Source organism: Actinoplanes sp. ATCC 53533 (assembly GCF_003947245.1).
Window position 1 is genome coordinate 1 of record NZ_QHHV01000169.1, and the last position, 19981, is coordinate 19981.

Genomic DNA, 19981 nt, shown 5'->3' on the forward strand with positions numbered 1-19981 from the left:
GGCGGGCTCGGGGGAGCAGTGAGCGCTCGGCGGCTAAGGGCGGGGCTCGCGGGAACGCTGAGCGGTCCGGTGCGGCTGGTGGCGATGGGCGGAAGGCTCGTGTGGCAGGTGCGAGCGGCAGTGCTGGACGTTCTGCCGGTGCCGGTGCCGGTGCCGGTGGCGGTGGCGGTGGCGGTGGCGGTAAGGGCCGGCAGGCGCTTCCGCGGCGGTCCGATGCGATCGGTGAGAACGGGGAGTTGCGGCGTGAGTCCGCCAAGCCGAAGTGGAGCCCTCGGCTTGGGCGTCCGCCGGCGGCTGGGGGTGCTGGGCGTTCGCAGGGGGCTGGCGCCGATGGTGAGCGTCGGGCTGCGGCTGGCCGTGGGAGTCGGGCGGCTGCCGGGGCGGCCTCGGCGGGTGCGGGCGGCGGGAGCGCTGAGCGTGCTGTGACGGCTGGTGCTGGTGGTGAGGCGGAGCGGCGGTTGACCGCGGGGGAGCGGAACGAGCTTCGGCGGCAGGAGAGGCGTGCTGCTCGGCGGGGGCAGGACGGTGCGGCCTTCAGTGGTGCGGCTGCTGGCGGTGCCGCTGTTGGCGGTGCGGCTTCCGGCAGTGCGGCTTCCAGCGGTGCGGCTTCCGGCGCGAAGCGTGGTGAGACCGGACGTGGGGCTTCCAGCGCGAAGCGTGGTGAGACCGGAGGTGCGGCGAAGCGTGCCGTGGGCGCGGCCGCAGGCCGTGCGAAGCGGGATGACGCCGGAGGCGTAGCGAAGCGCAGCGGAGCCGGCGAAGCCGCCGGGACCACGAGCGGCAAGAGCGGCCGTGGGGCGGGGACCCCAGCGCGGAGCGACGATGCTGGTGCTTCCGTGTCGGCGGGCGCTGTCGCGGACGGCGTGACTCCGGCGGACGACCTGAGCCCGGGGCCACGGGCTTCCGGCGTGCCCACTGAGGCGCGTACCGGAAGGAAGAAGCACCGGCACAAGGCCGCCAGCCGGGCGGTCAAGGTGGAGGATGTCTACCGTGCCGGATTTGCCTGTTTTGTTGGTAGGCCGAATGCCGGTAAATCTACCCTGACCAATGCGATCATCGGTCAGAAGATCGCCATCACGTCGAGCAAGCCGCAGACTACCCGGCACATCATCCGCGGCATCCTGCATCAGGAGAATTCCCAGCTCGTGCTGGTCGATACCCCGGGTCTGCACCGGCCCCGGACGCTGCTCGGCGAGCGCCTCAACGACCTGGTCCGGGAGACCTGGAGCGAGGTCGACGTGATCGGCATCTGCTTCCCCGCGGACGAGCCGGTCGGCGCCGGTGACCGCTTCATCTCGGCGGAGATGGCCGAGCTGAAGGCCACCGTCATCGCCGTGGTCACCAAGGTCGACCTGGTCGATCCGGCGACGCTCGCGCAGCGGCTGCTGGACGTCAGCAAGCTCTACGACTTCGCTGACATCGTGCCGGTCAGCTCCGTCTCGGGCCACCAGGTCGAGACGCTGGTCGATGTGATCGTCAAGCTGCTGCCCGAGTCGCCGCCGCTCTATCCGGACGACGTGCTGACCGAGGAGCCTGAGCAGGTGCTCATCGGGGAGCTGATCCGCGAGGCCGCCCTCGAGGGGGTCCGTGACGAGTTGCCGCACTCGATCGCCGTGCTGGTCGAGGAGATGGTGGTCGAGGGTAAGTCGACCAAGATCTATGCGAATCTGTACGTGGAGCGGGACAGCCAGAAGTCGATCGTGATCGGCACCAAGGGCGCCCGGCTCAAGGACGTCGGCACCAAGGCGCGGGCCGAGATCGAGCTCTTGCTGGGCCGCAAGATCTACCTTGATCTGCACGTTCGGATCGCCAAGGAGTGGCAGCGCGATCCCAAGCAACTTCGTCGATTGGGATTTTAGTCGCGTTTGTGGGCCTTATCACCAGGTGCCGGTTTCATTTGCTTTGGCGGGGCTTACTTAGATAGCCCTTAAGGTTATGCGGAATCGGTACCTGGACCTGCTGCGTGCCATCGCCATCGTCCGGGTGGTCGTCTACCACTCCACCGGGTGGGTCGCGCTGACCATCGCCTTCCCGGCGATGTCGGTGATGTTCGCGCTGGCCGGCTCGCTGATGGCGGCCTCGCTCGACCGGTCCGGGCCGATCGCCGTCGAGCGCCGGCTGCGCCGCCTGCTGCCGTCGCTGTGGACGCTGTCCGCGATCGCGGTGCCCGCGATGCTGCTCACCGGTCTCGCCTGGGACTGGAAGATCCTCTACTGGGCCTTCCCGCTGCAGGATCCGCCGGCGAACGGCTGGGGCTCGATGGCGCTGAGCGCCACCTGGTATCTGCGCGACTTCATCTGGTTCGTGCTGCTGTCGCCGCTGGCCCTGCCGGTCTTCCGCCGCTTCCCGAAGCTGTCCGTGGCGGCGCCCTACGCCGCGCTGGTGGTCATCACCCTGCTGGGCCTGACCCCGCACGCCATCGTGCGGGATATGGCCCTGTACGGCGGCGCCTGGCTGCTCGGCTTCGCCCACCACGACGGCATGCTGCGCCGGCTCGCGCCGCGCCGGCTTCTCGGCCTCGCCGCCCTGCTCGCGGCGCTCGGCGCCGCCTGGGTGCTCACCCATCCCGGACCCCGGGGGTACGACCTCAACGACATCCCGCTCGGCAATGCCCTGTGGTCCGCGGCCTTCGTGCTGGTCGCGCTCGGCTTCGCCCCGGTCGCGACGGCTGCGCGCGCGTCTCGGCTGGTCACGGTCCTCAACGCCCGGGCCCTGACCATCTACCTCTGGCACGTGCCGATCATCGTGGCCGTCACCCAGATCGGGGAGGCGCACGGCCTGCCGGTGCGCGGCGCGGTCGGGATCGGCTGGCGGTTCGGGGTGATCGTCGTGCTGGTCGTGCTCGCCGTCGCGCTCTTCGGGTGGGTCGAGGACTTCGCCGTCGGCCGCCGGCCCACGCTGGTGCCGGGCGGGCGCCCGCGCCGGCCCGTCGTCGCGCCCGTCTCACCCGCGGTGCCACCCCTGCGGCAGGTCTCCGGGAGCGCGCACGGGTGAGGGCGGCTACCGTCCCGGCGTCGCGGTGATCGTCGCGTCCCCGCTGCCGGTCTGCACCTCGATGATGTTCTTGGCACTGGGGTCGTCGACGACGCCGAGCAGCTCCGAATCGCCCGAACCGGTGCGCGTCTTCACCTGGTAGGCACCGTCCGGCACGGTCAGCTCGATGTCCCCGCTGCCGGCCCGCGCCGTCACCGAGGCGGCCTCGGCCAGCTCGACGGTGACCGTGCCGGAGCCGGTCTGCGCGTGGACGGCCTTGCCGCCGCTCAGGCCATGCGCGTCGACGTCGCCCGAGCCGGTCACCAGCGTCGCGCCGCCGACCAGGTCGTTGGCCACGACGTCGCCCGAGCCGGACTTCATCGACACCGCGCCGCTGGCCCGGTCGATCAGGACGTCACCGGAGCCCACCGTCACATCGGCGGTGGCGATGTCGCTGAGGGTGATGTTGCCCGAGCCGAGCCGGCCGCGCACGGCCACCCCGGTCGGGGCCTGGATCTCGTACGAGACCATGCACTGGGGCCCGCAGGTCGTGTCGAGGGTGAGCACCGTCCCCACCAGCCGGTACGAGGCCTGGGGGTCGGCGGAGCCGTCGGTGCGCACGATGCGCTTGATCCGGGTGTCGGGGATCGCCGCCGTCGTGACGGTGACGTTGCCGCTGCCGCCGCCGGTCAGGACGATCTCGGAGACTTTCACCTTCTCGGTGTCGTCGTAGGTCAGCCGGGCGCCGATCCCCCCGCCGCAGCCGGCCAGGGCGGCCGCGGTCGCGGCGATCAGGGTGACGGCGCCGGCGCGCCGGGCGAGAGTCGGGGTCATGCCTGTGACGCTATGGGTCGCATACACCCGGGCACCATCGGTCCTCCCACTGAGGCGGCCCCGAGAAGACCCTGAGATCCGGGTCAGGGTCTGTCGTACCCAGGGGGCAGAATGGCGTCCGTGCCCGCCGGATACCGCCGCCAGCTCTACCGCGACGACGCGGTGGTGCTGCGTGTGCAGAAGCTGGGCGAGAGCGACCGGATCATCACCCTGCTGACCCGCCGGCACGGCCGGTTGCGCGCGGTCGCCCGCGGGGTGCGCCGCACCAGCTCCCGCTTCGGCGCCCGGCTGGAGCCGTTCGGCCACATCGACCTGCAGCTCGCCGGCTCGCCCGAGGGCCTGGGCAGCAGCCTGTATTCGGTCAGCCAGGTCGAGGCCCTGATGCTGTACGGCAAGAAGTTCCTCACGGACTACCCCCGCTACACGGCGGCGAGCGCCATCGCGGAGACCGCCGAGCGGCTCTCCCCGGTCGAGCGGGAGCCCGCGCTGCGGCTGTTCCAGCTCACCCTCGGCGCGTTCAAGGCCCTGGCCGCGGCGGAGCACGCGAGCAGCCTGGTGCTCGACGCCTACCTGCTGCGCGGCATGAACTTCGCCGGCTGGGCGCCCGCCCTGGGCGAATGCGCGGTCTGCGGCACCGCCGGGCAGCACGGTGCCTTCTCGGTGCCCGCCGGCGGCGCGGTCTGCCCCGACTGCCGGCCGCCCGGCGCGGCCCATCCGGCCCCGGCGACGGTCGCCCTGATGCAGGCCCTGACCAGCGGCGACTGGCAGCACGCCGACGCCACCGAGCAACCGGTGCGCCGCGAGTGCAGCGGGCTGGTGGCAGCACATCTGCAATGGCACATGGAGCGCAACCTGCGCGCCCTGCCACTGGTCGACCGACGGGAGAGCACCACGTGACGCGTCCGCCCACCCCACACACCTCCGGCGCCCGGCCGCCGGCCCTGCCCGCCGCGGCGGTGCCGAAGCACGTGGCCGTGGTCATGGACGGCAACGGCCGCTGGGCCAAGGAGCGCGGGCTGTCCCGCACCAAGGGCCACGAGCAGGGGGAATATTCGCTCTTCGACACCATCGAGGGCGCGATCGAGATGGGCATCCCCTACCTGTCGGCGTACGCCTTCTCCACCGAGAATTGGAAACGCTCGCCGGAAGAGGTCCGCTTCCTGATGGGCTTCAACCGCGACGTGATCCGCCGCCGCCGCGACCAGCTGGTGGATCTCGGCGTCCGGGTGGTGTGGTCGGGCCGCGCCGGCCGGCTGTGGAAGAGCGTGATCTCCGAGCTGCAGACCGCCGAGGAGATGTCGAGGGGCAACAAGACGCTGACCCTGCAGTTCTGCGTCAACTACGGCGGCCAGGCCGAGATCGCGGACGCGGCGGCGGCGATCGCCCGCGACGTGCTGGCGGGCAAGCTCAAGCCCGACAAGATCACCGAGAAGACCGTCGCCAAATACCTGTACCACCCGGAGATCCCCGAGGTGGACATGTTCCTGCGCCCGTCCGGCGAGGAACGCACCTCGAATTTCATGCTCTGGCAGTCGGCGTACGCGGAGCTGGTCTTCCTGGACACCCTGTGGCCGGATTTCGACCGCCGCCACCTCTGGTATGCCTGCGAGCTCTACGCGAAGCGCGACCGCCGGTTCGGCGGTGCGATTCCGAATCCCGTCGCCCCTCGGTGAGTTCGCGGGTCCGCCGCCCCGGTCAGGCGGTGATGATCGCTATGGCCGCGTCCACGTCGGAGAGATCGGGCAGCACGGCGTGGGCGCCGGCCAGCACGAGCTCGGCCATGCTGGTGGAGCCGGTGGCCACGCCGACGGCGAGCGCGTCGTTGGCGAGCGCGGCCGAGACGTCGTTGACGGTGTCGCCGATGACCACCGGCCGGAAACGCTCGCCATACTTGGTCTCGGCCCGTTCGAGGCAGCGCCGCACCAGCGTGGCCCGCACGCTGTCGTCGGTCCCGTACCCGCCGATCTCCGCGTCGAAGGCGCCGGTCAGCGCGAAGGCATCGATCTTGGCCGCGGCGACCTGGGGCACGTTGCCGGTGACCAGCGTCTGCACCACGTCGGGCCGGGCGCCCAGCTCGTCGAGCACGGCCCGCACTCCCGGCATGAGCGCGCCCTGCTCGGCGAACTGATGCCGAGACACCCGCACCTGCTCGACATAGCGGGCGAAGAACACCTCGGGCGTGCAGTCGGTGACGCCGTGCGTGGCGAAGACCTCGGCGCAGATGTCCAGGTCGGTCCGCCCGCCGAAGTTCGGCGTCGCCCGCCAGGCCACCCCGGTGAGCTCGGTGAAGGCGGCCTTCCACGCCTGCGCGGCGACCCCGCCACCCCGCAGCAGGGTGTAGTCGATGTCCCACATGATCAGGCGCCGCACTACTCGGCCAACCGCCGCTCGATGTGCTCGACCTTGGCATGCAGCGCGTCACTGACGCCGGGCCGGATGTCTGCCTTCAGCGAGACGCTCACCCGGGGCGAGTGCGCCGCGACGGCGTCGACGGCCTGCTTGACGACGGTCATGACCTCGTCCCACTCGCCCTCGACGGTGGTGAACATGGCGTCGGTGCGGTTGGGCAGGCCGGAGGCCCGGACCACCCGCACGGCCTCGGCGACCAGGTCCCCGACGGAATCACCCGCGCCGAGCGGCGTGACGGAGAAAGCAACCAGCATGGCCCCATCCTGACAGGTGCCGCTTGGTGTCCTCCGCTCAGCTTTTCGGAACGACGCGTCGCCTGGTGACGTACGGCAGTACGAAGAGGTAGAGACCGGAGAAGAGCAGCAGGGCGAGGGGGAGCAGCGGCAGGTAGGACACCCAGACCATCGGATCATCCTGGGCGAGGGCGACGAAGGTGGCGACGACGGTCACCGTGAAGGTGACGGCCAGCCAGCGATGGATCTGCCGAACCCACTTGTTCCAGTTCACCGCGACCTCCTCTGCGGACGGGTAGCCCCGGCTGGGATACCCACAGCCGTCACGCTAATGACGGGCTGGTGACCAGCGCTTCTTGATTCCTGACCGGTACGGTCGGGGGTCAGTGAGCGGCGCAGCAGGGAGTCGGGTGGCGGGTCTCGAAGGGCACCAGCCGCCCGCCCGCCGCGGGGGTCGTCGTCAGCGTCAGGACACCGGCGCGCCACTGTGGACGGACGAAGCCGCCGGTGTCGATCAGCGCCGCCGGGTCCGCCTCGCCGCCGCCCAGCACCTCGACCTGCTCGATCGCGCTGAGCGCGAGGATGTCCGCGACGCGCAGCGTGCCGACCAGCAGCTCCACGCCGGGGTAGAGCACCGCGCGACCCGACCCGCGCGCCACGTGCGCGGCCACGGCGTCCGGGCTCTCGGCGCCCAGTTCGGGTGCCGCGTCGGTGAAGACCAGACTCAGCGCCACGTGCGGCCGGGGCGAGCGCACCAGGTGCGTGCACGCCAGCACCGGCGCCGGAGACAGCGACGCCAGCCAATGCTCCGCCGCGACGGTGTCGGGATGCTCCAGGCTGACCCCGTGCACCGGCAGGCCGGCGAGATCGCCGAGGCCGGGAGCCGGGGCGGGGATGGCCGGGCCCGGGGCGGCCGCCGCCTGGCTGGCGGCGGCCGCGGCGGGCTGGATCATCACTTGGGCAGGACCCAGATCGGGTTGGTGTAGAACCACAGGTCGCCCCACGGGTCCGCGTTGCCGAGCACGTCCAGCTTCGGCCCCGCCGGGTCCACCGCCGCGCCCATCAGGCCGGGTTGGGCGCGCTTGCCGTCCGTGCCGCGCAGGCGCAGGTAGAACGGCTTGTCGAGGCGGCCCAGCCGGTACGTCACCGACAGCTTCCGGGCGCCCGGCGACACCTCGTACGATTTCACGACCTTGGTGTTCGGCGCCGTGAACGTGTCGCGGGCGGAGACCGGGCCGGTCACCGAGCCGACGATCACGTCCACCCGGGACAGCACCGGGACGAACTGGGCCCAGTTCGGCGCGTTCTGCAGGTCGATCTCGAGGGTCAGTTCCGTCTCCGTGCCGCGCCTGACGTGCAGGACGCCGCCCAACGGCGTACCCGTGGCGGCCCGGCGGTCGCCCGCCACCCGGACCCGCGCGTCCAGGCTCTTGATCAGGCGGCCGTGGTCCACCCACACCCGGCCGGCCCGCAGGCCGTCCATGACCGCCCGGTAGGAGAACGAGGTCGCCCCGACGTTGGTCCGGCCGTAGAAGCCGGGCCAGAAGTCGCCGGCGGTGGTGTTGACCTTGCCGGTGTAGACCGGATCGTGGTAGCGGCCGTCGGCCTCGAAGTCGCTGCCCGGGCCGCGCTCCGACTGGTCCAGGTAGTTGACGTGGCTGTCGGAGTTGACCGTGACCCACCAGGCCCGGCCCTCGGCCAGCAGGCTGTCCCACAGCCCGCCGACCGTGGCGGTCATCCAGTCGAAGCCGCCCCAGGTGCGGTAGGTCTCCAACGGGTAGCCGGAGTACGACGCCGCCGACGGGTTGTTGTCGTACAGGCCGCGCGCGCCGCCGCGGCCGTTCGGGGCCGGAATGCCGGCGGCCTGGTGGCCGGGGGCGCCCTCCATGCCGATCGCGACCGTCGGATCGGCGTCGCGCCAGTTGCGGATCTCATGCGGCGAGTCGATGCCACGCCGGGCCGGGTGGTTCGCCAGGAACAGCGCGCCGTCGACCTTGCGCCGCCGGACCTGCTCGCCGAGGAACTTGATGCCGGCGACCGCCATCGCCTCGTTCTGCGCCTCGGTGTTGGTCGCGGGCAACTGTGAGCCGTCGAAGGTCTGCTCGAACTGCTTGAGCACCGCGACCTCGTTGCGGCCCGGATGCACGAAGACCGTGGCATGCTCCGCCGCCGGGATGTTCCACTCCAGGCCCTGGAAGGTCAGCAGGTCCGGCAGCTCCTCGCGGGTGGTGACGATGTCCGGGTTGACCTTGTCCACACCGATCTTGGCGTGCGCGTTGCTGCCGTGGTCGGTGATGACAACCCAGTCGAGCCCGAACGCGCGCCCGTGCCCGGCCTGGTCGATGACCCGATACTGGCCGTCGGAGCTGTGCTGGGTGTGGATGTGGTGATCGCCGGCCAGCCAGCGGAAGCCACCCTTGGCGGTGCCACCGCCGGCCGGGCCGTGCGAGTGCGGCAGCCCGGCGGCCGCGGCCGCCGAAGGCGTGGCGAGCACCGACGCGGCCGCACCGGCACCGAGCAGGCCCGCACTGCGCAGAAAACCGCGGCGCGAGACGTCCGAAGGCGACAGCTCGCCGTCGGGCACGCCAAGATCAAGAGCCGGGGGTACGTCCGCAGCGGCGCCGGCTGAGTGGTCGTGTTCGTGATGATGATGGCCGTGACCCATGTCCCATGGCTCCCGAAGATCGACAAGGATGACCCGGTCAATCTCGCGGTCGCGCCGCAACGCCGGATGGCGCCGGGGTTGCGCGGGCACGAACAGCCGAGGGGTTTCATCCGGCCCGGCCTGGTTCGAGTCCCCTCGGCTCCACCAACCTCACCATTGCGCGAACCAGGCGTGGTGGTGGATGCGGTGGATTCCGGTATGTGGATCTCATGACGCTTCGTCGGGATTCGGAACATGGGGATCACCTTCCCTTCCTGGGTGATGCGGATTTCGGCGACCAGTGCTTCGATCGCGCGTTTGCGTTCGCCTGATGTTCCCGCGGTGATGGCGTGGTGCAGGTAGGCGCGTAGCTGGTCGATGGTGCCGGGTGGTGGTGGCGCGGGTTCGGCGTCGAGCCCGGCGGTGAGGTCGCCGCGCCGGGCTGTCAGCTGGGTGATCTTGTGTCGGAGTTCGGTGATGCGGGGTCCGGCGGTGGCGTCGTCCATGGTGCCGTTCTCGAACGCGGTGTGGTAGCGGTCGATCGCGGTCTGGGTGTGGCTGATCTGGGCGGTGATGGCGTCGAGTTCGGCGCGGCGGTCGGTGTGGGTGTCGCGGAACTCTTGGCGGGCGGTGGTGATGACCTGCTCGAGGATGCTGGTCTGCTGGTAGAAGTCGTAGAGGGCTTGCAGCACGGCGATGTCGGCGGCGTCCGCGGCCAGCCGGGCGCCGGCGCAGCCGGCGGCGCCGTAGCGGCTGCGGGAGTAGCAGGTGTAGTAGCGGTATCGGGCGTTGCGGCCTCGTACGGCGGTGCCGATGTACTTGCGTCCGCATTCCGGGCAGGTGATCAGCCCGGTGAGGTGGTACTCGCTGGGTGAGGCCGCGCGTTGGGTGTGCGCGTCGGCGCGGGCTTCGGCGATGTCGCGGGCTTGTTCGAAGGTGTCGCGGTCGATGAGTGGTTCGTGGGCGTTGGGGACGTGTACGTCGCGGTAGGCGATGTCGCCGACGTAGGCGGGGTTGTCGAGGATCCGGGCGACGGTGTATCCGGACCACGTCTTGCCGGTGCGGTTGCGCACGCCGCGTTGGTTGAGTTCGGTGGCGATGGCCCGGGTGCCGAGCCGTTTCTGGGTGTAGAGCCGGAAGATGTCGCGCAGGATCGGCGCTTCTTCCGCGTGGGGTACGAGTTTCTGGGTGTCGCGGTCGACGTGGTATCCGTAGGGGCGGGTGCCGCCGGCCCATTTTCCTTTGGCTGCTTTGGTGGTCATTCCGTTGATCACTCTGTCGATGATGGTTTCCCTTTCGAATTCGGCGAAGACGCCGAGGAGTTGGACGAGCATCCGGCCGATCGGGGTGGATGTGTCGAATGGTTCGGTGGCGGAGCAGAACGCGACTCCGGCGTCGTCGAGTTCGTGCAGGAGGTCGAGGAGGTCGGAGAGGCGTCGGGAGAATCGGTCGACGCGGACGACGAGGAGCACGTCGTATTGGCCGGCTCTGGCGGCGCGGAGGGCGCGTTGTAGGTCGGGGCGGTCGGTGGTGGCGCCGGAGGCGTCGTCGGTGAATTCCTGGACGAGGGTCCAGCCGGGTTGGGAGGTGATGTAGGCGCGGAGTGAGGCGAGTTGGGCGTCGATGGAGAAGGGTTGGTGTTCGTCGTCGGTGGAGCGTCGGGTGTAGATCGCGATGCGGCGGAGGCCGGGTTCGCTGGTGAGGGTGGTGGCGCGGCGTTTCCCGCGCCGGGGTTTCGCGGTGGTGGCTGCCATGGCTGGATTCCTTCGCGGACTGACGGCCGGTTGACGGCCTTGGGCGGCGTGCAAGGGGTGCCGAGCCGGTGATGGGCGCCCGCAGAGGTATGGGTGTCCATCACCGGCCGGCGGCTATCCGGTGGTGTCGGGATGGGTGCGCCAGTAGCCGGCTACCAGGACGGCCAGGGCGTGGACGGCTTCGGCTTCCTCAGCGGCTGTCATTTCGACCGTTTCTATTGATTCGATGCGTACGTCGTTGATGGTGGCGGGTGCACAGCGACGCCGACGTGCTGTTTTACCGGTTGTTTCCGATGGTGCGGGATTCGGGTCGTCGTCGCATGTTTCGGTGTTTTCATCATACCCGTTTCGGGTGGTGTCGCCCGGGGCGTGGGTGCGCATATTCCTCCGGAATATCGGTGCAGAACTCTGGCGGATGTGACGAGCAGGTTCATGTACTTCGGCTCCTTTCGAGCTGATTATTCGAGGGTGGTTTCCGGCGTTGTCCGCCCGGATCTTTCATGATCTTGAGCGTGTAGGCGGCTGATCGATGGTGGTCATTTTGTGAGACGAGGTTTCCGGGTTCGGGCATGGCGATGGCCCGGGTGGGGGCCGGGTCTGCCCTGGTGTCCCCTGTGGGCGGGTTCGGGGCCTTTCGTCTCGCCGGGTCGGGGGCCTGGTTCAGGTGGGTAGGGCCCGGATCTTCTGCCAGGCGTGGGTGAGGTCGGCTGCGAGGGGATAGTCGGCGGGTAGTCGGAGCAGGCGTCGGCGGGCGTGGCGGTGATGCACCAGGCCTGGTTGAAGGCGAGGTAGTAGGACGGCAGCCGGGTCAGGCCGAGGTTTTTCGCATCCTTGATCACTGTTTCCACCCTGGCGTGATTGCGGTGGAACGCATCCAGCTTCGGGTAGTGGCGCCCGGGTAGGTCGGTGGCGACGGCTTGGAAGCGTTGTCCGCGTCGTTTCTCCAGGTTGCTGGCCTGTTTGCGGTGTCTCGGGTGCAGCGGTTCGGTCCGGGCCATCGTGCGCATGTCTTCGGGCCAGCCGTCGGCCACCGTGAGGATTCCGGTGAGTTCGGCGACGTGCGCGCCGCGCCGTACTTCGCCTTCCGCGGTCAGCGCGGGCGCCCATACGTCGGCCGGAACCTGGCCGATCGCGGTGCGCACGTTCTCGGTGACGTCGAACCCGACACTGTAATGCCAGGTGTAGCCGTGCTCGGCGGCTTCGGCCTTGATCCAGCCGAGGAGGTCTTTGGTGGCGCCGGCCCCGTCGGCCCGGAAGATGATCTTTTTGCGGTAGCGGGCCGGGACCTGCGCGACCGCCTCGCCCAGCACGGTGATGTGGTCGGCGACGGTGTTGCTGCCCGCGTTGCCCTTGCGTAGCAACACGGTCAGGACCTCGCCGGTGTTCGCGACCGACACCACGATCGGGTGCAGCCCGAAGATGTGCTTCTTGAACGTCGGCTCCGCACCCTGCTTGTCCGAATGCGACTCGATCAGCGACGCGTCCACATCGAGCACGATCCACCCGTCCCACGGGTGACCGGCCACCGCCAGCCAGGGGAAACCCTCCGGCCGGGCGGCCAGCGCGGCCCACACCTGGCGCCGCTGGACGGCCCGGGCCGCGGCCACCCGTACCAGGGCAGGCTCGTCGAGATCGTCGAAGACCCGCCACACCGTCGCCGACGAGGCCGCCGGCCCGCAGACGATCGCCGCCTGGGCGAGTACCGCGGTCGCGGCGGCCACGTTCGTCGCGCCGTGCGCGAGCGCGACCGCCACATCGGTCACGACCTGCCCGCGGTCATCGATCGGGTGGAAATCCTTACGGTGTAACGCTTTCGACAACCCGGCGCGCAGACCGGACTCCTGCGCGAGCAGCCGTAACAGTGGCACCCCGACCGCGGGGATCAGACCCGCCGTGCTCCCGGCCATGTCCAGCGAGGCCGTCCACCGGGTGGTGCGCTGCTCCAACTCCCGACGCCGCCGCAAATCTTTAGCGCGCTGGTGCTTCCTGCGCAAACGCGCGGATGTTCTACGCTTCACCACGAAGGTGCCGTTCCCCTGGGAGATCGATGATCTAGACAATCGAGATCATCCAGGTCAGGACGGCACTTTCCTTACTCCCCAGGGGTATCCCGGCCTACCAGCCACAAAGTCCGTGAATTCCTGAGGTCCGGCTCGTGGCCGACGGTGTGCTGCTGGCGTGCGGACGGGCGTCCGCCTCGGATGGCGGGTGTGGGTTCAGCGGCGGCCTCCTTCCGGTTGTCGAGATGCAGGGATGGCGGGGCAGGGCGATCGGGCGGGGATGGTAGCTCCGCGATCTGTCAGCCCGGCGAGGACGGAGGCAGCCTCGACCGGTCAGGACCTGTCAGCAGGGCGATCGGCCGGGTGACAGGTCCTGACAGCTGCGGTGGGGCGTCCGTCCGCGCGCTCGCCGTGGCCGTGGCGGAGCGCGGGGTGTCGGGGCTTGGGCTCGGCGTGTGGTCATGTCGCGTTCGTGGTGTTGCGGTCGATGACGGTGGTGGCGAGGTCGGCCAGGCGTAGCGGCGCGCCAAGGCGGTGGTGGAGCCACCACACTGTGTCGGCGGGGCTGAGTCCAGCCTGGGTGGCGTGGTCGCGGGCTGCGGTGGCGACCGGGATGAGGATGCGGGTTTCGTTGAGGTGGTGGTGCAGGTGGCGTTCCCGGACGGCGGAGTGCAGCCAGAACAGCACCGGCCAGAGCCGCCCGGTGATGCCGGCCAGGTCCTCGTAGTTGAACAGCTTGTCGACCAGCAGGCTCAGGGGACGTTCGGTGCCGGTGTCGTACTCCAGGAAGAACGGCACCCGCTGGTCGTGTTCGGTCCAGATGCCATGTCCGTCCGGGCGTACCTTGGCGATGTAGGCGAGGACCTGGATCGGGTCGCCGTCCTCGGCGAACGCGCCGATGCCCTGCATCCGCGCTGCCGGCCACCACCGCTCCAGGCGGGTGCCGGGGTGGGTGCGGGCGTGGCCGGCGAGGTCGGTGAAGAACTGGTTGACGCCGAGCAGGTGCGGCAGGTTCGCCCGGTTCGTCAGATGCCAGCGGCGTCGGCGGGCCGCGTCGCGGCGGGGTATGTCGTCGCCGCGTTGGGCGGAGACGACGTCGACGCCGAGTTGGTCGAGGACGTAGTGGTACGGGTACGAGCCGCCGTCGGGGCGCTGGGGCCGGAACCGGGCCAGCACGCCGAGGGTGGTGAGTTTGCGGAGTCGTTCCTGGGCGAAGTCGAGGGATGGGAACAGGGCGTGGGCGATCTGGGCGGTGGTGAGCACGCCGTGGTCGGCGAGCCAGCCGAGCAGGACGTGGTCACGGTCGGTCAGCGCGGACTGCACGCGCAGGACATGATCGGTCATAGGCGACCTCCAGCAGAGATAGATGTTGTTCCCCATGGGGAGACCCCAGACAGAGGGTCTGTCGCGACAGCACGACCACCACGGAAAGCGGCCGTGACCGGCCCTGACAGACTCCCGACGGGGTCCGTCCGGGTATCCGGTTCAAAACGGACAGTCGACCGGAGAGCCGCGCGGAGTCCCGGACGGGGATCGAAACGGGATCTGTCAACGCGGTACGGCAGATCCTGTTGGGTCGCTGCCGACGATGGCGAGAGACGGTGGACTGGCACGGTGAGTGCTCCTCACAGTTGATCGTGGAACTGTTGGGTGGTACTCCGGCGCCTCACCAGGGACTCCGGGGTGTTGGGCGCCTGCCGTTTGGCCCGGTGGTCGCGTGTCCCCGGGCCGGATGGAGGGCAGGCGGCAGAGTCACCGGAACCGCGGTTCCGGTGACGCAGGCCAGGTTCCACTATGGAGTTGTCAACATACGTGTGCCAAGCGGCATAATCCGGGCACTGAGTGGCGGGGCATGGGTAGGCGGCGTCAGTCGTCTGACCAGACGACGCGCAGCGGTACAACAACCGGGAAGCAGGGAGAACGGCAGGATTCAGCGGCGGACGCAGCTCCGGAGCGCGCCGCTGACACGACTCCACACGGCGGGGCCGTTCACTACAGCGCGGTATCCGTCGCCGACCTGCCCCGAAAGGCTCAGTGGGCACCCATGCGGACACCTGATGCGCCAAGCAAACGACGCGGCAGGCTCGCTGCCCGACGGGGCGTCGCCGCCGACCGGCCCGAAGGCGGGTGGGCACCCATACAACGCTGATCCATCGGACGCACGAACCCTGTGCGGGCGTGCAAGGTGGTGCTGGTGTTACAAGAAGCGTCCATCAATGTAACCCGCCCGGCGAGTCGCCGATAGTCGATTACAGGCTGTGCAAGACCAGACCAACCGAGATCATCCTGACAGGACGCGCCGCTGTCAGGGAATTGACCGCGAATACCGAGCCGGTGAGGTGGAAGCGGGCGCTCCAATGCTGCTCACTGCAGGTTTCGTGCAGTGGACGCGGTCCCTGATCCCTGGACTTCCCGATAGCTTGCCGGACGCAGGCGTCATGATAACGACCTGGCGAATTAACTCTTTGTGACCTCTGTCGATCAGCGTCGGGGGTCATGCACCGACACCGTGGTGGCGTGTGCGATCGCTCCAGCCGTCCTCGATCGGGTTGCTGGCGGGCGAGCGTAACGCCTCTGCCTCTTCAGGGCGGCTGAAAATTGACAGGGAGGATATCGGGCGGCGCTGTCGAGATCACCTAGCCTTTGCTGGTATGAGTGAAGGTCCCGAGGAGATGCCCGCAATGTCGCCGTATGAAGAGCGACGGTGGGCGGAGTTGCAGCGGCACTGGGCGAAGAAGGCCGAGCGTCGCCAGCTGCTCCCTCCGAAGGCCAGGGCCGCGCTCGGCGAAGCAGGTGGGCAGGTCATGGATGCCGCCCGGAAGGCCGGAAAGGCTGTCTCGAACGTGACGCCCCCGGTCGTAAAGGAGGGCCTCGATCGGGCAGCGGATGCAGCACTGGTCCCTGTCGCCAAGCAAGCAGTTCACCTCCTCGAACTCGTGACCGACTGGACGACCGAGCTCGTGGATCCTGAGAAGGTGTTGGAGCATCATCGAGCAGCGGGACGCGACGTCGCGAGGCTGGAGGATCTCAAGGAGCTTGACCTCAAGCATCTCGACGACTTCTCCCGAACAATGGCCCTGAAGTGGCGCACAAGCGGGGCGCTTCAAGGTGGAGCAATGGGTGTGCTCGCGATGGTTCCGTTCGCCGGCGGCGTCGCCGCCATCACCCTGGACATGGTGGTGATGCACGTGCTGAGCACGGCCGTCGCGACGCGGGTCTGTTACGCCTACGGGTTCGACGTGAATGACGACGAGATGAAGCACCTTGTCGATCGAATGGTGGTGCGCGCCTATCGCAACCAAGCACCGAAGGTCGAGACGGCTCGAAAGGCTGGCGCGGCATTCAACGTCGCCAAGGACCGGGTGCGATGGAGCCAGAAGTTGCGAGATGACCACGGGCTGATGGCAGCGGTCGAGAAGCTCATGAAACAGGTCACGAACGGGCGCGCGGTTCCAGTCGAGAAGGTCGCGAAAGCGATGCCGGTGGTTGCCGTGCTCGCCGGGGCAGGCACCAACGCATACGTCCTTGGCGATGTTGTGCGCCAGGCTCGCTTCTACGCCCAAACCCTCTATCTGGCCAAGAAGCATGGACTGCCTGTCCCCGAGAACCTCCGACATCAGGATGACGGCGAGTGAACTTCGTTCTCAACGCCGGACAACCGAGCACGCGGGCGAGATCGAGGTGTCGCTGTTGCGGCACGTCGCCTCGGAGTCGGTCAGAGCGGGAGTGGAGTAGAGCGACCACCATGGGGTAGACCGGAAGCTGCTGCTCGTGCACGGCATGGCCACCTACGCCCGCAGCGGGGTTGTCGGTATCGCGTTCGCGGACAAGGGCCGGAAGGTCCTCGACAGTCTCGTTGACGCCTTCAGGGAACACCTCGCTCGGTTGCCTCGCCCGATTCGGTCGGGGACCTACAGAATGTTCCATGCGGTCAGTTCGTCTTGTCCGTGGCGAAGGCCGGCGATTCGGTGGTGAACCTCGTCCGCGGCGGCGCTGCCGGGTGCGGATTTCCGGGCGTTGGTCGCGATCATCTGGAGTTCTCGCAGGAGGCAGAGATCCTCGAACTCGTCCCAGGCTCGTGGGTCGCCACCGTATTCAGCCACGAAGTCCGTGAAATCGGCGTCGGTGCCGAACCGGCGGCAGTGCACCGCGACCGTGGCTACATCCCACGCCCGAGGTCCGACGCAGGCGCCGTCCCAGTCTGCCAGCACGGCCGTGCGGTCGGCGCGGCGAAGGGCGTTGCGGATCTGCGGGTCGGACTGGATAAGGCCCGAGCCCCACGGCACGGCCATCGTGGTCCACAGCGTGGCCAGGGACTCGAGGCGGGCGGCGAGCAGACCTCGGTCATCGTCGGTGAGGATGGCCGAGGCATCGATCGAGCGGCGGATGCCCGAGATCGGGTCAAGCTTCGGGAGTTGGATCGGAGGCACGGCGAGCGCGTGCAAGCGGCGTAACAGCCCGCCGAGTTCCCCGGTGGTGATCGGCTCGGTCACCGCCGCATCGAGCCGTTCCCACACGGTGACCCCATGGCCGTCGATCTCCAGCGGTTGGCGCAGGCCCGCAATGAGCCGGACCGTCGGGAAGTCCTGCGCGACCAGCCAGTCCACGACGTCGACGACGATGCGGAGACGATCGAGCCGGATCGTCGGTGGTGCGATCTTGACGACGACGTCACCCACGGCATAGACGGCGTTGGTGTGATGCCGCAGCAGCAAGGCCTCGTCGACGGAGCGGTCCAGGAGTCGGCAAACCTTGGCGAGCACCGGTCGGGTCTGCGCCTCCACGAACATGGACACTCCTACGGGTCGATCGCGGCATTGCCTCCCGTCAGGGTACGGGCCTGCCGGCGACACTCCCGAACGTAGCCGTCCAGATCGGCTACCGGACCGTGGCGTTCGATCGGCGGCACCGTGGCCACCACGTCGTACGCCCGCGTCAGGACAATTTCGGTGCGCTGTGGTTTGGGCAGGATGGTGACGGCCTCACAGGCGGTCGTGGCTGCCTCGTCGGTGCGACGGTCGCGAGCCAGGCACATCGAGCGATCCAGGAGGATCAGGGTCGGATCGATCGAGACCGCCGGGCTCGCCCGGTAGAGCTCAAGCGCCTCGTCCTGCAGGCGGTACGCAGTGGCAGTGTCGCCCGACCAGGTGGCGGCCCCGGATAGATAGAACAGCAGCCGCTTGGCGGGGAATTCGAAGGCGGCGTCGCTGTCGGTGGCGCCGACCTCGTCGAACAGATTCCGTGCCGTTCTCATCGCCGTCCGGGCTGCCTCGGCGGCGCCGAGGCGGGCCAGCGCGCGGGCCCTGCCGGCGGCGGCTAGGGCTGCCGACGCGCACGGTGTTGCGGACAGGGTCAGGGCCTTGTCCGCGAGCGCGACGGTCTGCTGTGGGTCGCCGAAGTAGTAGGGCAGCATCGCGGCCTGAGCCCGGACGAGCACGCTGAGGTGGGGCAGCGCGCTGTCGTCCGCGGCGAGTACGGCAGTGCGGTACCACAGCCGTGCATCGGTCGTCTCACCCAATCGCATCAGCGCATCCGCGCACAGCGTGGCCAGGAGCGCGGCGGCGCCGGACAATCGGGCCTGCAGCGCGGCCGGCTGGCGGCGCCGGGACAGGGTGAGAACCTCGGCGCACTCGACCGCGATACGTGCCAGCATCGCCGTCGGTGGGGTCGCCGGATAGGCGCGGACGTGGTCGTGCGTCGACTCCTCGATCATCTCCAGCTGGCGTCCGGACACGGTTGCGGCGGCCAGCGCCTCGTCCAACCTCGCGCGGAGCGCAGACAGCTCGGCGACGGGGACCTGGGCTCGGTCGCCGGTGATCAATGGCCCAGTGGCGGCGAGCCGTGACTCGTGGCCGAGTCCCATGACGGCACGAGGTATCCGCAGCCCTACGGCGACCCGTTCCAGCACCTCGTAGGCAGTCACCTGGCGGACGCTCTTCGCGATCTCCGCGGCCCGATTCGGCGAGATTCCCACCAGACCGCCGATGGCGCCGTACGAGAGTCCTCGCGCGTGCAGGAACCGGAAGATCGCCGTGACGTCACGCCTTTCCAGGAACTGGCGGATCGGCCGGCCTTCCCACGTTCCCGACACCCACCAAGCCGGATCGATCTCGACGCGCACTCGGGCCACCTCCATCGGTAGCGGAACGGTTCGACTGTCCGCAGACGTCATGTGACGATGCGTTGACTCAGGGTGGCATCGAAACCGGATGATCTCAACGTCTGCGGCGCCGGTCCACCCATCGTGGGGTCCCACCGTGGGGTCGCGTGTCGGAGTGGCAGCCAGCGAGCCTGGCATCAGTGCACCTCGATTCCTGTGCCGGATGTCCGATCGCTTTGGACAGCTCATCCGCACTACCCGATCCGGAAGGGGCGCCATGTCCTACGACCACTGACCCGCGCCGAGTAACGGGTCGGGCACCATGCCCGGCCCTCGCCGGTACCAGCCCTGGCCAGCAGACAGCGAGGAACGGGATGCCCACCCTGATCGAGTACGACCCGCTGCACCCGGACACGATCGCCGCTCCCTACCCGGTGCTCGCAGCCCTTCGGGAGAATGCGCCGGTGTTCTGGCACGAGCAGAGCCGCTCTTGGGCGCTGACCCGGTACGCCGACTGTGTGGCGGTACTGCGCGACAGCGACACGTTCGCTCGTGATCGCCGCCGGGCCGGACAGGCCGTGCCCGCGCCCAACCTGAGCGTGCAGTCGCTGGATCCACCCGAACAAGCTCCGATTCGGAGCCTGTTCATGAACGCACTGCACGCCCAAGACCTCGCGGCCGTCGAGCTGCGGGCACGGCAGTTGGTGAAGATGCGATTGTCCGAGCTTGAGGAATCCGAGTGTTTCGACGTGATGGCGAAGGTCGCTCGACCGTTGGCCCTCTCGGTTGTCGCTGACGTGCTCGGCGTCGAAGAGCCTGAGGTGGACACGTTTCCGCCGTGTCCGACACGATCATGAGGAGCATGGACGCCGGCCTCGACCCGGCGGCAGCCGAGCCGGGACGCCAAGCCCGGCTGGAGCTGAATGCGCTGGTCGAGAGCTGGTACGAGGCTTCTGACCGTCCTGGTGTGCTCTCTCACGTGCGGCTGCACGCCGAACGCTCGGCGCTCCCGGACCTCGATCTCTATGTGCGTA

18 protein-coding genes are annotated in these 19981 nt (G+C 69.1%); 7 read left to right on the top strand and 11 right to left on the bottom strand.

The window, feature by feature from the left end; translation table 11 throughout:
* The first annotated feature begins 276 nt into the window (after positions 1 to 276).
* The 3 genes from DMB66_RS61750 (at position 277) to DMB66_RS42965 (ending at position 2994) form a co-directional block, all read left to right on the top strand.
* Positions 277 to 426, top strand: coding sequence for a hypothetical protein (locus tag DMB66_RS61750; protein ID WP_233625247.1), 150 nt, complete (start codon positions 277 to 279; stop codon positions 424 to 426).
* A gap of 548 nt (positions 427 to 974) precedes the next feature.
* Positions 975 to 1859 (top strand): GTPase Era, encoded by an 885-nt coding sequence (gene era / locus DMB66_RS42960; protein ID WP_125809889.1) that lies wholly within the window; start codon positions 975 to 977, stop codon positions 1857 to 1859.
* 76 nt (positions 1860 to 1935) lie between these two features.
* A complete protein-coding gene (locus tag DMB66_RS42965) occupies positions 1936 to 2994 on the top strand; it encodes an acyltransferase (RefSeq protein WP_125809875.1) in 1059 nt (352 codons plus the stop codon).
* A gap of 6 nt (positions 2995 to 3000) precedes the next feature.
* Here the strand turns inward: DMB66_RS42965 and DMB66_RS42970 are convergent, their stop codons facing one another.
* Positions 3001 to 3807 (bottom strand): DUF4097 family beta strand repeat-containing protein, encoded by an 807-nt coding sequence (locus DMB66_RS42970; RefSeq protein ID WP_125809876.1) that lies wholly within the window; start codon positions 3805 to 3807, stop codon positions 3001 to 3003.
* A 111-nt stretch (positions 3808 to 3918) separates the two neighbouring features.
* Here DMB66_RS42970 and recO point away from each other — a divergent pair, with 111 nt between their 5' ends.
* Both recO and DMB66_RS42980 read left to right on the top strand, forming a co-directional pair.
* Positions 3919 to 4704, top strand: coding sequence for a DNA repair protein RecO (gene recO / locus DMB66_RS42975; protein ID WP_125809877.1), 786 nt, complete (start codon positions 3919 to 3921; stop codon positions 4702 to 4704).
* On the top strand, positions 4701 to 5480 hold the full coding sequence (locus DMB66_RS42980; RefSeq protein WP_125809878.1) for an isoprenyl transferase: 780 nt from the start codon (positions 4701 to 4703) through the stop codon (positions 5478 to 5480). Before recO ends, DMB66_RS42980 begins: the two co-directional genes overlap by 4 nt.
* Before the next feature lie 22 nt (positions 5481 to 5502).
* On the opposite strand, the gene DMB66_RS42985 is transcribed toward DMB66_RS42980, so the two are convergent.
* From DMB66_RS42985 to DMB66_RS43025, 8 genes are all read right to left on the bottom strand, one after another.
* The gene (locus tag DMB66_RS42985) at positions 5503 to 6177 is read right to left on the bottom strand and encodes an HAD family hydrolase (protein ID WP_233625248.1); all 675 of its coding nucleotides are present in this window, start codon (positions 6175 to 6177) and stop codon (positions 5503 to 5505) included.
* Complete coding sequence (locus tag DMB66_RS42990; RefSeq protein ID WP_125809879.1) at positions 6177 to 6470, bottom strand: MTH1187 family thiamine-binding protein; 294 nt, start codon at positions 6468 to 6470, stop codon at positions 6177 to 6179. The genes DMB66_RS42985 and DMB66_RS42990 overlap by 1 nt, the downstream gene beginning before the upstream one ends.
* 37 nt (positions 6471 to 6507) lie before the next feature.
* Positions 6508 to 6723, bottom strand: a complete 216-nt coding sequence (locus tag DMB66_RS42995) for a hypothetical protein (protein ID WP_125809880.1) — start codon at positions 6721 to 6723, stop codon at positions 6508 to 6510.
* Positions 6724 to 6832: 109 nt separating this feature from the next.
* Complete coding sequence (locus DMB66_RS43000) at positions 6833 to 7402, bottom strand: hypothetical protein (protein ID WP_233625252.1); 570 nt, start codon at positions 7400 to 7402, stop codon at positions 6833 to 6835.
* Positions 7402 to 8706, bottom strand: a complete 1305-nt coding sequence (locus tag DMB66_RS43005; protein WP_233625249.1) for a histidinol-phosphatase — start codon at positions 8704 to 8706, stop codon at positions 7402 to 7404. Before DMB66_RS43005 ends, DMB66_RS43000 begins: the two co-directional genes overlap by 1 nt.
* Positions 8649 to 10847: a recombinase family protein gene (locus DMB66_RS43010; protein WP_233625250.1), complete on the bottom strand. Its 2199-nt coding sequence runs from the start codon at positions 10845 to 10847 to the stop codon at positions 8649 to 8651. The genes DMB66_RS43005 and DMB66_RS43010 overlap by 58 nt, the downstream gene beginning before the upstream one ends.
* Before the next feature lie 536 nt (positions 10848 to 11383).
* Complete coding sequence (locus DMB66_RS43020) at positions 11384 to 12793, bottom strand: transposase (RefSeq protein WP_125809883.1); 1410 nt, start codon at positions 12791 to 12793, stop codon at positions 11384 to 11386.
* Between the two features lie 513 nt (positions 12794 to 13306).
* Positions 13307 to 14191, bottom strand: a complete 885-nt coding sequence (locus DMB66_RS43025) for a replication-relaxation family protein (RefSeq protein ID WP_125809884.1) — start codon at positions 14189 to 14191, stop codon at positions 13307 to 13309.
* Between the two features lie 1307 nt (positions 14192 to 15498).
* On the opposite strand from DMB66_RS43025, the gene DMB66_RS43030 reads away from it, so the two are divergent.
* Positions 15499 to 16482, top strand: coding sequence for an EcsC family protein (locus tag DMB66_RS43030; protein WP_125809885.1), 984 nt, complete (start codon positions 15499 to 15501; stop codon positions 16480 to 16482).
* Positions 16483 to 16758: 276 nt separating this feature from the next.
* On the opposite strand, the gene DMB66_RS43035 is transcribed toward DMB66_RS43030, so the two are convergent.
* Together DMB66_RS43035 and DMB66_RS43040 are read right to left on the bottom strand one after the other, a co-directional pair.
* A complete protein-coding gene (locus DMB66_RS43035; protein WP_125809886.1) occupies positions 16759 to 17637 on the bottom strand; it encodes a phosphotransferase enzyme family protein in 879 nt (292 codons plus the stop codon).
* 8 nt (positions 17638 to 17645) lie between these two features.
* Positions 17646 to 18968: a hypothetical protein gene (locus DMB66_RS43040; RefSeq protein ID WP_233625251.1), complete on the bottom strand. Its 1323-nt coding sequence runs from the start codon at positions 18966 to 18968 to the stop codon at positions 17646 to 17648.
* Positions 18969 to 19321: 353 nt separating this feature from the next.
* Between DMB66_RS43040 and DMB66_RS43045 the strand changes: the two genes are divergently transcribed.
* Positions 19322 to 19804, top strand: coding sequence for a hypothetical protein (locus DMB66_RS43045; RefSeq protein WP_125809888.1), 483 nt, complete (start codon positions 19322 to 19324; stop codon positions 19802 to 19804).
* Positions 19805 to 19981 lie beyond the last annotated feature (177 nt).